Raw genomic sequence first — 13,309 nt, forward strand, 5'->3', positions numbered from 1 at the left:
AGCCCCCTTATTGCAAACGGACACGCGGATCTGCGATGTGATAGAGCACATCAGACAGCAGCGTTCCAATGACAGTCAGGATGGCGATGAACATGGTAAAGCCCATCAACAGCGGATAATCCCGCAGTGAAAAGGACTGCATATATAACTGACCTATACCGGGCCAGCTGAATATTTTCTCGATGATCAATGAACCGCCAAATAAGGACGGCAGCTCAAAGCCAATCAGTGTTATCGCAGGCAACAGAGCATTTCGCAAGGCATGGGTGTATAACACCTTGCTTTCTGTTAAACCTTTGGCTCGTGCTGTCCGAATATAATCCTGCTTGATCACATCAATCATGTTGCTACGGAAGTAACGGGTAAGTGAGCCTACTCCAAGCAAGGTCATGACAATTACAGGCAAGGTCATGTGTTGAATCACCTCTTTGACATAGGCAAGACCAGTGGCATTACTTCCTGTGGTCATCATGCCGCCTGGAGGCAGCCACTTCAAGTCAACCGCCAGCAGCTTGATCAAATACAAGCCAATAAAGAAGGATGGCACGGACATCGCTGCAAATATGCCGATCATGACCAGGGTATCAAACCACGAATACTGCTTGTAGGCTGCAATCACACCAGTAATAACCGCGATGAACCAGGTCAGGAACGTAGTCACCGCAGCGAGCAGGAATGAATTCCAGATATATTCGTTAAACAGCGAGAGCACGGGCTTTTGTTGTGCCAAAGAATATCCGAAGTCCCCGTGTACTGCATTTTTCATCCAGATAAGATACCGTTCGATAACCGGCTTGTCTAGTCCATACAGTTCTCGCAGCTCGGCCTTGCGCTCGGGACTCAGCTTAATGTTGCTGGAGATGTAATCGCCAGGGGTAAGGGCATACAGACTGAATATCAGGACGGAAGCGGCCAGCAAAATAAGAACCATATATGTCATCCGTTTTACAATGTAAGTGCTCATATCAGGCTCCTTATCAATGCATCCCCTGTATCTGCGACATCGCAAACACAAGGGACGTTATGTTTATTATTTCAAAGACCATCCCGGCAAGCTGGTTGCAATCCCGCGGTATGGGCTGACAGATAACCCGTCGATCCGACCGTTATAGGCGTAGACTGTTTTTCTATAACTGGTGAAAATAACAGGCAGCTCATCGTTGAGCAGCTGGTACAGCTCTTTGTATACGGCCTTGCGTTCCTCAATGTCTGTTGTAGCCAGACCTTTGTTATAAAGCTCCTTCACTTTGGGATTGTTGTACCCTTTAAGCTCACCATCCACAAACTGCTGCACACCGTCCGATGGATCGGTTAACATCGGGGTGGAGAAGGAAGCCACGTCGTAATCGCCGCCCTCCACTTTGGAGACTAATGAGTTGAAATCAGCGAAGACTTCAGGCTGGAACTGCACACCGATCGCCTCAAAGTTTTCTTTGGCTACAGCAATGAAGATATCTGTGGCCGGACTTTTCGTGCCGAGGAAATGCAGGGACAACTTCTTCCCGTTTTTCTCACGTATGCCATCCGCTCCACGCACCCAGCCTGCATTGTCCAGCAACTGATTTGCTTTGTCCGGATCATAGGTGTATGGATTAATGCCTTCTTCCGTATAAGACCAGGAAATAGGTGAAGTCGGGATGTTGGCAACAGCGCCTGCCCCTTGGTTGGCGTCCACATAAATGGACTGACGATCCAGGCCATACGTTATGGCTTGCCGTACTTCTTTTTCCTGAAGCTGTTCATGCTCCAGATTGAGCTGTAAATATCCGTATGTACTTGGTGTGTAAGGCAGAAGGTTGAGGTATGGGATATTTTTCAGCTTATCGATGTTCTCCTGGGTAGCTGTGAACGAAGTGAAGTCGATCTCCCCCGTTTCAATGAACTGCCAGGTGTCTCCTTCCGATGTTTTATATATGAAATGCTCGGTTTTCGGTTTGCCCTTATAGTAGAACTCGTTGGCAACGAATCGAACCTCCTGACCCGGAATGAACTTTTCAAGCTTGTAAGGGCCATTGCCTACAGGTTTGGCATGAAGATTTTTAATGTATTCGAGCTTTCCGAATTGATAGTCCTTGCCGTAGTAAGCTTTGGATAACACCTCTGAGCCCAATGTAAGCAGAGCAGTTGCGTTTGGTTGTTCCAATGTGACCGAGATTGTTAATGGATCAATGACCTTGATGCCCTCAATGTGATCTGCCTTCCCTTCGGTATACGCTTTGCCACCTTTCACCTTGGTCGAGAAAATATCGAATCCACCGTCATATGATTTGTCATGCAGAATCGTCCATGTAAAAGCAACATCATCTGCGGTGAGTGCGGAGCCGTCACTGAACTTGGAATCTTTTCTCAGATGAAACGTGTATGTACGCTGATCGTCGGACACATCCCAGCTTTCAGCGAGATCAGGAACAGGCAAACCTTTCTCATCCACGGTAACAAGTGAAGCAAATAGCAAGGAAGCAACGTTGCCATCATACCCGCTCTGATGGAAGTATGGTGTGAAAGCCCCGCTGGGATCCGTAAGTCCCACAATAATCGTATCCGTCCGTTTTTTTGCCGTCTCAGGTAATTGATTCAGGTCCGTTGCCTGAAAAGGGGCATCCAGTGCTGCTGAAACCGGAGTTGCTTGAGTGCCCGATTTTGTTGTCCCAGTTCCAGCAGTGGTCGTCTCTGCTCCTCCACCTCCAGCACATGCAGATAACACAATCACACTGCTGATGATTAACGATCCCACGGATAAACTTTTAAATCTCATAAAATCCTCCCCGATCCATACTTCGTTCTTTTATTTCTCGCTCAGCCATTCCTAATTTCCAAAACTATAAATTGTATAATTCCAATGAAATTAGTAAGGTATAAGTTCGATAAGCCCTATTATAAGAACCGTATTTAGTTCTGTAAATAGAGAACCACAAAAAAATATTTATATTAAATCCATTAATATCCACTTTAAAGCGATAAAATAGCCGTATGTTTTGTGCGGATTTCCTGAATAAATTTCAGTTCGGCTCCAACAAACATACGGCTCTATCGAAGAAATATTTTTTCTAAAAACCACATTTTGATAAACGTTATTGCTCCAAATAATTCATGACATTCGGTAAAATATGCTCCAGTGCATGAAGACGAAGTGAATACTCAACCAGGTTCTCTCCCTCAAAATGTGCATAGACCAAACCTGCTCCGCGGAGCTTGGAAAGATGGTCATGAGTAATGCCTTTGGATAGTTTCAAGTGACGAACAATTTCTATAAACGAACGCGGTGCCTGATGCAGGAAACGTAAAATTTTCAGTCTATTCTTCTCTCCCAAGCTGCGGATCACTCGCAGATGATGGGTCGGAATAAGGTCCTTGTCTCCCATATACAATCTGGAGGAATAATGACACAGCAGAGTATCACCAAAATGCAGGATGACATTTAGCGGCTGAAAATGGAATTGTGGCACAAGCAGCAGTCTCTCCAGACCATTTATATCACGAAACATCAACCCATTTGTCGCATCATCCAGTACCTCTTTCTGGGGAAATTGACTTAACTGTTGCTTGCGATTCCGAACTTCTTGGCAAAGATGTTGTATAACTGCGGAATCGAGCAAACGAAAATATTGCTCATTCCACCCTGTAAAGACATAGGTCATCCTGCTCTGAAAAGCAGCGATATCATCCGTATACGGGAAACTGTACCGGGCAAAAATTTCGCTGAGCTCAAGCACTGTTCGTTTGCTAAACCATTCAATAAAATCCTCTGGCTCCTCGGCTTCCACTCGCAAACAGACAAGCAGATACATCCATTTCCAGTCATCATCCACGTTCATGTTGTGCAGGACAGCAGCAAGATCGGGGGTCAGCTGTCCTTCTATTTCCCTAGCCCAGGATAGGGATAAATCAATCTTTTTATGTGATTTTCGACAAATATATGTATGCAAGCTGGCCATGAATTCAAATACAGGCGTAAACCTAACTTCAATACGATAGCTCATTCTCAACCTCTCCTATCTTGCAAAGTCGTTCCATTATACCTTGTTTGCAGCCGTACATGCTACGATTACAGGCTTGTTAAGGAAAAAAGCCGCCCAGTGAACTGATTCCACTGTACGGCTTTTCTAAGGAACGAAATAAATATGTCCCAAGTGTTATCTTGGGTTACGCCCCCTCCTCTTCAACCAACATTTCCATCTTCACTACATTCACACGCGAAATCCGCTTCTGCTCTGTCTCCTGGATCACAAACAGATACCCGCCATATTCAACCGATTGACCAATCTCAGGCGGAATAGCATCCACTCTGGAGTACAACCAGCCGCCAATGGTATCGTAGTCAGCCCGGTCCATTTCGATGCCGAATCGTTCACTGACTTCTTCAATGAGCATTAATCCATCAATGGAATATTCCATTTCATTCACTTGCTCAATCGCTGGACGCTCCTGGTCAAATTCATCCTGAATTTCACCAACAATCTCTTCCATGATATCTTCAAGCGTAACCATGCCGGAGGTTCCTCCGTACTCATCGATCAGCACTGCAATCTGTGTCTTGCTGCGCTGCATACGCTTGAGCAGATCACTGATTAATGTTGTATCTGGCACAGCCAGAATCGGACGAATCACGGAGATCGTATCGGTGAGCTGCGAGCGCATCAGATCTTTAATATGAATAAAGCCGATAATATGATCCTTGTCGCCGTTATACACCGGATAACGGGTACGCATGCTTTCACTCGCAATCTCCATATTTTCCAACATGGACTGATTGGCATTGAGACAGATCATTTCCGTTCGCGGAATCATGATTTCACGTGCGGTTGTATCCGTAAAATCAAATATATTATCAACAAGTGCTAATTCAGTGTTATCAATTAAACCGCTCTTATTGCTTTCTTTCATAAGAATACGTATTTCATCTTCACTATGTGCATCGTCCAGTTCGGAAGCAGGTGCCATCCGAAACAGTCTGAGCAATCCGTTCGCCATGCCGTTCAATGCCCAGATGAAGGGAAACATTAGTTTGTAAAAGAACGTTAGCAGTGCTGCGGACCACAGTGTAATCGTCTCCGACTTGCGAATTGCCATCGTTTTGGGAGCAAGCTCACCCAATACAATATGCAGAATCGTAATAATAACAAAGGCGATCGCAATGGAAATGCCATGCACATATACCGGACCCAGTCCAAATGCCGTAAATAAAGGTTCTAACAGGTGTGCGATTGCCGGTTCTCCCAGCCACCCGAGTCCAAGTGAAGCTAAAGTAATGCCAAGCTGACATGCAGACAGATAAGCATCCAGATTACGTACAATATTGGAAGCATAGACCGCATTTTTGTTGCCAGCTTCCACCAATGCTTCAATCCGGCTGCCCCGCACTTTCACCATCGCAAATTCTGCCGAAACAAAGAAACCGTTCATTAATACCAGTAAACCAATTAAAACCAAATTTAATATACTCGGTAAGGGGTCACTCAAATGTTCTTCCTATTCGCCGTTATTCTTCGGCAAATAGGTCCACCTCCTTCGAAAATGTAGGATATTAGCCATTCTGCCGCTCATATGCAATTTCAACTTCCCAATGCTTCCACCTCCTGCCGTTTGTGCCCAAATAACATGGATATGCTTCTTTTATTATATAATTCTACACTACACAGTCAATCCGTGTCCTATGACACTTAAAAGGCCAAATCAGCACATTTCGTTTACAAAAGCAGCGATTACGCTGTTTTTTTATCATTTGCTAAACAAAAAACAGGAGAACGGAATTTCTACCCCCGTTTTCCCCTGCTGCTCCGTTCAAGCTTTAGAATATTCCTTTTTCAACATGTATGCCGCCAACCCAATACTCATCCTCTCGCAAAGTGCGCCAGTCCACTTCACCATGCAATACCTGAATGCCAAGCTCCGTTACAGACAGCACAGCATCATGAAAAGCCGGTTCATGCTGATTATATTTTGGAAAACGTGCCGCACCAGTCATTCGAATGAGCGCATAAGGTCCCTCCGACATCCTCTTCAGATGTGCCCAATATTCCAGATCACCCATACCGAGAACAGGCAGCTTGTCTCCCATTTCACGAAATACAGTAGAGGGACGCTGAATGCCTGTCATTATCGTTTCAAGTGTGGTCTGCTCAATGATGCCCAGACCGTTTGTTTCGGATGGCAAGCGGGACAGGTGAGCCTTGAACGCAGCGCTGGCAAAAGGCAGAGCCTGTGAACCCTGCTGCATGTATTGCTCGTGATCACGAATGTCAGGAGAGGAATACGCCTCCCAGAACGCTCGGCCCGCCTTCATCTCTTCCTCCTGAATGACATGCCATGTACCGGAGAGCGTCTGCATTTGAGCAGATGTGAGCTGTCCCAGACCTCGGAAATGCTCGATCTGCGGAAACGAATCAATACATAGCAGGTTGATTTTGAATTCCATGAATTTTTTATGACTCAAAAAGTGCAGCAAATACGACAGCATCGTCTGATCATACAAATCGTGTTCAAACCACAATACAATCTCTTGTTCCGTCTTCAGTGAAAGCAGCTTGTGTTCCAGCTTATCAATCTGTAAATACTCTTTCTGCGGTATGCCTAGCTCGTCTTCCAGTACAACTGCGCGATGCTGCCGTGCTTTTCGATCGGCCATATCAGTAGATATTGGGCCATACGTGTACAGCTCGCGCCATACAACAATATCTCCCTGAATGCCGCTTTCTCGCAGCCGGTTGGCAGCGTGATCTCCATTCATAATATGCAGCATGCCTTTTCCCCCTTCATAAAGCTCATTAAATGTAATCGCAAGATTTCTTACGGGTATGGAGCGTTTCAACTTCGCTCGTGCATCAAACAGCCTTTTCTTCAACGCGGATATGTTCACTCCCAGAAACTCCGATATTTCTTGAAGCGTGTATCCTTGAAAATAAAACAGGTCAACCACAATCTGCATCGTGGATGGCAGCCTGGCTATGGAGCTACGCAGCGTCCGCTGCAGCTCCTTCTGCAGTGCCCTGGCCTCCGGATCATGCTCCTGATCCTCCCCGCCACATACATCGTCTAATTCCTGCATGGGAACAACCGGGTGTCTCTTGCGTCTCATCCAGCGGTAACATTGCCTTTCTACGATAACTTTGAACCAGCCAGGGAAAGCTTCAGGCTTTTCCAATTTGAACAGATTGGCAAACGCCTCGGTAAATGCCTCCTGCACCACATCTTCTGCTCCATGCATATCCTGCAGCTGCTGATAAGCAACAGCAAATGCCATTCCGCGGTATTGTGCAACCAGCTGCTCACAGGCTTCCGGCTCTCCCTTCAATGCTCCATCAATCCATAGCTTCAACACCGTAGACTCCCTTCATCTCTAATTCCGCAGCTGCCTGACTACGGCCTGGCCCGTTATGCTTCTCTCGCCCTTGCCTATGTTTCATATGTAAGTGCCATTCCTTCTCGTTCAGGTTACATTTATTTATATTGTCTGGTTTAGATGCTGGTTTACATGCGATAAATATGGCAAAAGCCGTCCTGATGCAGATTGCACTGCACTCAGAACGGCCCGGATTACCGTATGTGTTGGCCGTCAGGCCCATTATATCAGATAACGTATATTACATTTTAACGAATTAAAATCTGCTTGGTGCCTGCGGGTAGTTGCCAACAACGCCCGGATATTGATACAGCAGTGGCTCATCAAACGTAGCATAGTCAAAGTTAACCATCAGCAGCATAATTCTTCTGCCGGTTTTCGGATCACTGATAATGATGTGGTCACGTCCGGCGGCTTCAATAATTCCTTGGAAAATGCGGGCATTCCATTCTTTGTTGCCTTCGTATGTCATGTAGAATGTACCGAATTTACCGAGATTCAAACGCAGGATGTTTTCGATGTATGACTGCTCGAACTGCGGAGCTGTTGTAGGAACAACTGTACCTGTAGGCGTCATTGGGCTTCCGCTGGACACAAGCGGCGGCACACTTGTAGAGCTTGGAGATACCATGCCTGGTGTAGGCGTCATCGACGGCATGTTGTTGCCAACCTTGTAGGAAGTTCCTTGAACCTGAGAATTTGCTTGTGCACCCAACACGGCATTAGCTTGTTGACCCATCGTTTGAGTTGGTTGATAAGGCTGATTAATCATTTTAATTCCTCCCCGAATTATGAAAATATAAAAGGATTAATACACACTTGGACAATCTTCACCTGTTGGACTAAAGAAACAATGTGCTTTGAAACGTCCCGTATTAGGCTGGTTATACCATGTTTCCGGACACTCCCCAACGGGTCTGAAAAACCATAACGAGTTGCTCGCCGGCCAGAATCGTTCCCCGTTAATGACACGTTGCGCGAGCCGAATCTCGGATTGTCTCGCCCGCTGATAGAAGTATCCCTTCTGCGTAGACTCAAAGCCTCCCGGATTCTGAAAGACCATGCGATTAATATCGCGGATGTCGCCAAAATCCAGACAGTCTGCCAGTACACGGTTCACGCCTACATTGCCGACCAGCAGCATGCCTTGATCACCGTCTCCCTCGGCTTCAGCTCTCATCAATCTGGCTAGCAGCCTGACGTCTTCCGTATTGGCCTTAATTACAGCCATTGCCTGATCCCTCCCTTGTAGCAGCTGTTCATCACCGTACATCGTATTGTGCAGGAGCCCATTCGGTGACACGATTCCAGCTTTTTTCCATAAAAAAAACCCGGAACCTCACTCAAGTGTGAAGTTCCAGGGTATTTTCCTTTCTTGAACTAAAGCGCTTTTAACCGCTTCAGTGCTTGTTAAGGCTTCGCATCAACCCAGTAATCATAGGCATGTACCAGATTGCCTTTGTACGCCTTATATCCAGACAGGAGCTCCGGCAGCTTGTCCAGCTCATTTTCCATCTCCTTGGCCCCGTGATCGTAAAACGAGATATGCTCACCCTCATGATTCTGCTTCATTTCAACGGAAATGAGCAGTGATTTCCCCAGACGATCAGCAATCTCCATCTCCTGGCTTACAACCGCAGCGATCCCGTTCGATCCTTCTGCCGTGTTGCGAAAAGCCATCAGAGATACATGATCAAGTGTATCAATCATAAATTCGGTTACCGTTACATCTTTACCCGGGAGCGGGAAGGTATCCAGCCATACCGCGAGATCCGCACTGGTTTCCAGGCTGCTGTCCTTCTTCGTTTCTTCCTGGAAATAAGCAATGTTCGACGCCCATTCGGTCAGCAATGTATCCCGATTCTCCGCCCATTCAGGCAGCGTGTACGGCTCGATATCCAGATGTATACCTACGAACCGCTCGTCCGGTTCGACTTCTGCATTGTAGTTTTTCACATAATCAATCAACCGTTTGATCCGTGGACGATTTTCTTTTTTGCCCCAGATCGGGTGGCCCCCCATAGCATGAACTTCTATGCCCTGTGCTTTCGCTCTTTTCACAAAACTGCGATAACTGGAGTATGGCTGATCCAGATCAAGCCGCACATATAACCAATTGATCTTCTGCTGTTTGGCAAACGCCAGAATATGCTCGCCGCCATCATCCGTGACTTGTGAGGCTTCCCAGATGTAGGTGCCGCGAATCTCGGGCGCACTCACAGGAGGATTTACAGGTTTCTCGGGTAATGGCTGCTCCTCCGGCTCCAGTTCTCCCCAATAGGTCAAATCATGAACGGCTGAGCCGGCGTAGGATTGATGCTCACGGAAGGCCGCAGCGACCTCCTGCAGAGCACCTTCCAGTTGGGAAGACCCTTTACCCGCAAAGCTCGTAAACTCTTCACCAGGCATCGGTTTGGTATTTACACCTACCGTAACAAGAGTGCCGCTGGCGTCCGCCCATTCCATCTCCTGCTCGATCAGACGAATAATTCCGTTACTCCCTTGTGCATTATCACGGTAAGCGAGTAAAGTAACCTGATCTACATTCTGAATAAACCAGTGTGACAGTGCTTCGTTATCTGCATCTTCAGCAGTTCGACTGCCCTTCACCGTGTAGGAATCCAGCCAAAAGGGCAGATCGACATGCACAGCGATTCCACCATCCTGCTTCGCCTGCTCCAGCACCCGCTTCATGTTGTTGATCCAGGATTGTACCAGAGGTTCGGCATCTTCCTTCCACGCTGGCAGCACATAGGGCTTCACATCCAGATGCAGCGCATCAAAACGTTCGCCCGGCTCCACTGCCTGATTATAATCATGAACCCATGAAGCCAGGCGAAGCATAGGGCCTTCGCGGCCTTCCACACCCCAAGTGGGATCACCGCCAAGTGCTTCAATAGCAATGCCTTCACGACTCGCTTTGGCGATAAACGTTTGATATACCTCTTTCGATATATTCATGTCCACATTCACATACAGCCGATTAATCTTATGTTTAGCCGCATTGGCCAGAAGTTCATCTCCTGCATTCTTCACAGACTGTGCCTGCCATACCCAGGCAGCCCGTATATCTACGTCATCCGCCTCTGCAGGTGCCTTGATCCCGATCATTATCATTCCTCCGATCAGTATTAAAAGCCAAAATACTTTCCGGGATGTTTTCCCGAACATACACTCCCTCCATTCCTGTTCTGTTGTAAAATCACATTCATTATAGCAACCGACTTATCAAAAACAAATAAGCCCAAGTGCTTAACTTGGGCTTATTTCACTTCGGAGGAATCTGGAGTAGACCGTTACGGGGGAGAGTCCCGGTTCTAGTCCTCATATATCATTTTTCGAGTCATGCCCCCGTCAATTACGAGATTAGTCCCAGTGACAAAGGTATTAGCCGGATCGGACAAATACAAACAAGCCCTTGATATATCCGAAGGCACGCCCACCCGGCCAGATGGATGCTGTGCATGGTCCGCATCTGTAAGCTTCGACACATCTCCGGTCTCGATCCAGCCGGGACTGATACAATTGACCCGAATTTGGTCTTTCCCGAGTGAGACTGCCATCGCATGAGTTAATGCTGTAATCGCCCCTTTAGATGCGGCATATGCTTCGCTATCTGGCTCCGACATCATTGCACGAGTAGAGGCCATATTGACGATGGCCCCACCATGTTCATTTTTTTTCATATACCGGGCCGCCTCCCGACTTGCCAGAAAGCAGCTCCTGACATTGATATTAAGCACATCGTCCCATTCGTCCACCGTCAGCTCATAGGGAGACTTCCATCTGGAGACACCCGCGTTGTTCACGAGTACATCAATCTGCTTGAATTCCTTCACTGTGGTCTCAAACAGCTGCTGAATATCCTGCTCCTTGCGAACATCGCAATGCACAAAGATCGCTTCACCGCCCTCCTGGCGAATGGAAGCCGCTGCAGCTGCCCCCTCCGCTTCCTGAACATCCGCCAGTACCACTTTGGCCCCAGCGAGCGCGTAGGCTTCTGCCACACTTCTCCCGATCCCCTGCGCAGCTCCCGTGACAACAACAACCTGATCTGTAAATGACATCATAAATCCTCCTCTATTGCATTCTCTATATACTAATATACAAACATGCTTCTGCATTAAGAAACGCTTGTCCTGCAGTTCGCCAAAAAAAGCTCACGCCACTCGGGCGTAAGCTGCTTCATGTTTAACCTCGCAAACGTTCGGTATACAGGCGATTCGTCCGCTCAAATCCGATATACCGGGTTCCTTTGAAGGACAGCCGCCCTTCATCTCCTTCTGCGCACATGCCGTACTCTTCACCATTCACTTTGAATTCCAGACGATCTCCGCTCTCCACTTCAAACGTGACATAGTACAGCGTTCGCGCTGGAGTCGTGCTGGCAGCATCGGACGGCGACTGGCTCATCTTCACCCGTCTGCTGGTAATGCGGGAGTGTACGGTCAGCAGCGGTTCCGCATTGTTGCGCCCCCACCTCCATACTTCTTTGCCCATCGATAACATCACAATCGCCAGAATCAGGACAAATGCCACCGGAAAGACGGTTCCAAACAAATCAAACATCCAGGATGATTCAATGCCCATGTCTCTCCCCTCCGTTCATACACTTCGGACAGCCGGAGTCTTGACCCGTCTTCAGTAATGTATATGCGGACGAACACAGAACTTGTTAACCTGATGAAATATTTGCGGGGTAAGTATGGAGCTTGGGCTCTATTATGGAATGATTATGCCGATTTATCCAAGGAATCAAGCTTTGGTTCAATCACGATATAGGAGCGGCGGCTGAAAGGCAGCCATGTATTCCACAGTGATTCCAGTTCACTGACGCTAATCTTGCGGTTATACAGCGGCTCCTCGCAGTTACGCTTGAAATCAAGTGACTCTGCCAGATAAAAATGCGTTTCATCGTATCCAACAACAGGCACAAAGTGCAAAAAACGCCGGTCTGCATGCACTCGTATAAACAGAATGACCGGAACACCGCGGCTGATCTGCTGTCTTAACGTGTTGATATTACCGTGCAAATATGTGCATGAATACCCTAATCTTTTGAAAAAAACAGTGATCGCTTTCGGATACACGGTCCCATCCAGTAACTTGCGAGGATACCTCGAGTACAGCTGATCCCCTTCCGACTCCATGCCGAAATGTCTCAGCACAAACGCACTGGAAAAAGCAGCGCATTCAACGTTCTTTTGTATCTCCGTCCTGTTCGGTGAAGAAATCAAATAGGAAGCTGGCACGATTGTACTGTACATGCGGTCTTTCTTTGGAATACTGTAATATCGAAAAATGAACCAGAGGATAACCAGCCATGGCACAATATTGGATATCATTTAGACACACACTCCTGCCATTCACTCGACAATAAACTGTACGTCACAATGTTCTCATAATGATCATACAGCCACTGAGCCTGTCTGGAAGTGCCTTCATTGACAAATCCGAGCTTCTCAGGAATCGCTCTGCTTCTGATATTGCTCTCTGCACATTGAATAATAACCCGGTTCAGCTTCAGGTCATTAAACAAATACGTAATCAATTTTTCGATGGCTGTTGAGATAATGCCCTTGCCTTGAGAGGATTCCGACAGGAAATATCCGATGCTCGTTGCTTTGTTTCTCCAATCTATGTAATGCAGACCTATCATGCCAACCAATTCCTGGTTAAACCACACTCCTGCATCGAAACCATTGTTCTCCTCGTAATTACGTCTCCATACTTCAATTACAGCATCCAGATCGTCAGGAGATTGTCGTTTGTCCACCCATAGCAGCCATTCTCTCAGAAACACTCTGTTCAGATCAATTAAGGAGTACAGCTCATCACGATCTTGAGGTTGTATTAGCTTTAACTGAATCACATCATTTACTTGAAAAGGTAACATTCACAACCTCCATTCATCATCGAAATTCATCGGTTCAAGCCGGGCATGCCTATCATCATTCTTTGACTGTAAAG

The 13,309-nt window shown here is 46.9% G+C and carries 12 protein-coding genes; all 12 read right to left on the bottom strand.

Annotated elements, in window-relative coordinates:
• Positions 1-7: 7 nt before the first annotated feature.
• Positions 8-964, bottom strand: a complete 957-nt coding sequence (locus ACQSGY_RS07720; protein WP_427051395.1) for an ABC transporter permease — start codon at positions 962-964, stop codon at positions 8-10.
• Between the two features lie 66 nt (positions 965-1,030).
• Entirely contained in the window at positions 1,031-2,755 is a 1,725-nt protein-coding gene (locus ACQSGY_RS07725) for an ABC transporter substrate-binding protein (RefSeq protein WP_427051397.1), read from the bottom strand.
• Between the two features lie 316 nt (positions 2,756-3,071).
• Positions 3,072-3,980 (bottom strand): ArsR/SmtB family transcription factor, encoded by a 909-nt coding sequence (locus ACQSGY_RS07730; protein ID WP_427051399.1) that lies wholly within the window; start codon positions 3,978-3,980, stop codon positions 3,072-3,074.
• 163 nt (positions 3,981-4,143) lie between these two features.
• A complete protein-coding gene (locus ACQSGY_RS07735; RefSeq protein ID WP_289372220.1) occupies positions 4,144-5,460 on the bottom strand; it encodes a hemolysin family protein in 1,317 nt (438 codons plus the stop codon).
• Between the two features lie 328 nt (positions 5,461-5,788).
• A complete protein-coding gene (locus ACQSGY_RS07740) occupies positions 5,789-7,315 on the bottom strand; it encodes a sigma-70 family RNA polymerase sigma factor (RefSeq protein WP_427051400.1) in 1,527 nt (508 codons plus the stop codon).
• Between the two features lie 280 nt (positions 7,316-7,595).
• Positions 7,596-8,111 carry a spore coat protein GerQ gene (gene gerQ, locus ACQSGY_RS07745; protein WP_216514426.1) on the bottom strand — a complete coding sequence of 172 codons (516 nt, stop codon included), beginning with the start codon at positions 8,109-8,111 and terminating at the stop codon, positions 7,596-7,598.
• A gap of 36 nt (positions 8,112-8,147) precedes the next feature.
• On the bottom strand, positions 8,148-8,570 hold the full coding sequence (locus tag ACQSGY_RS07750) for a cell wall hydrolase (protein ID WP_184185234.1): 423 nt from the start codon (positions 8,568-8,570) through the stop codon (positions 8,148-8,150).
• 179 nt (positions 8,571-8,749) lie between these two features.
• A complete protein-coding gene (locus ACQSGY_RS07755) occupies positions 8,750-10,450 on the bottom strand; it encodes a hypothetical protein (protein WP_427051402.1) in 1,701 nt (566 codons plus the stop codon).
• Positions 10,451-10,656: 206 nt separating this feature from the next.
• Positions 10,657-11,406: an SDR family NAD(P)-dependent oxidoreductase gene (locus ACQSGY_RS07760; RefSeq protein ID WP_427051511.1), complete on the bottom strand. Its 750-nt coding sequence runs from the start codon at positions 11,404-11,406 to the stop codon at positions 10,657-10,659.
• Between the two features lie 124 nt (positions 11,407-11,530).
• Positions 11,531-11,929, bottom strand: coding sequence for a DUF2500 domain-containing protein (locus ACQSGY_RS07765; protein WP_427051404.1), 399 nt, complete (start codon positions 11,927-11,929; stop codon positions 11,531-11,533).
• 143 nt (positions 11,930-12,072) lie between these two features.
• Positions 12,073-12,684 (bottom strand): C39 family peptidase, encoded by a 612-nt coding sequence (locus tag ACQSGY_RS07770; RefSeq protein ID WP_427051405.1) that lies wholly within the window; start codon positions 12,682-12,684, stop codon positions 12,073-12,075.
• On the bottom strand, positions 12,681-13,235 hold the full coding sequence (locus tag ACQSGY_RS07775; protein ID WP_427051407.1) for a GNAT family N-acetyltransferase: 555 nt from the start codon (positions 13,233-13,235) through the stop codon (positions 12,681-12,683). Before ACQSGY_RS07775 ends, ACQSGY_RS07770 begins: the two co-directional genes overlap by 4 nt.
• Positions 13,236-13,309: the final 74 nt, after the last annotated feature.

Source organism: Paenibacillus sp. TC-CSREp1 (assembly GCF_050171015.1).
In the GTDB taxonomy this organism is placed as follows: Bacteria; Bacillota; Bacilli; order Paenibacillales; family Paenibacillaceae; genus Paenibacillus; species Paenibacillus silvae.

Bases quoted from the DNA above. Each gene is read 5' to 3' on its own strand.
- ACQSGY_RS07720 (WP_427051395.1), bottom strand. From the start codon at position 964: ATGAGCACTTACATTGTAAAACGGATGACATATATGGTTCTTATTTTG.
- ACQSGY_RS07725 (WP_427051397.1), bottom strand. From the start codon at position 2,755: ATGAGATTTAAAAGTTTATCCGTGGGATCGTTAATCATCAGCAGTGTG.
- ACQSGY_RS07730 (WP_427051399.1), bottom strand. From the start codon at position 3,980: ATGAGCTATCGTATTGAAGTTAGGTTTACGCCTGTATTTGAATTCATG.
- gerQ (WP_216514426.1), bottom strand. From the start codon at position 8,111: ATGATTAATCAGCCTTATCAACCAACTCAAACGATGGGTCAACAAGCT.
- ACQSGY_RS07750 (WP_184185234.1), bottom strand. From the start codon at position 8,570: ATGGCTGTAATTAAGGCCAATACGGAAGACGTCAGGCTGCTAGCCAGA.
- ACQSGY_RS07755 (WP_427051402.1), bottom strand. From the start codon at position 10,450: ATGATCGGGATCAAGGCACCTGCAGAGGCGGATGACGTAGATATACGG.
- ACQSGY_RS07760 (WP_427051511.1), bottom strand. From the start codon at position 11,406: ATGTCATTTACAGATCAGGTTGTTGTTGTCACGGGAGCTGCGCAGGGG.
- ACQSGY_RS07765 (WP_427051404.1), bottom strand. From the start codon at position 11,929: ATGGGCATTGAATCATCCTGGATGTTTGATTTGTTTGGAACCGTCTTT.
- ACQSGY_RS07770 (WP_427051405.1), bottom strand. From the start codon at position 12,684: ATGATATCCAATATTGTGCCATGGCTGGTTATCCTCTGGTTCATTTTT.
- ACQSGY_RS07775 (WP_427051407.1), bottom strand. From the start codon at position 13,235: ATGTTACCTTTTCAAGTAAATGATGTGATTCAGTTAAAGCTAATACAA.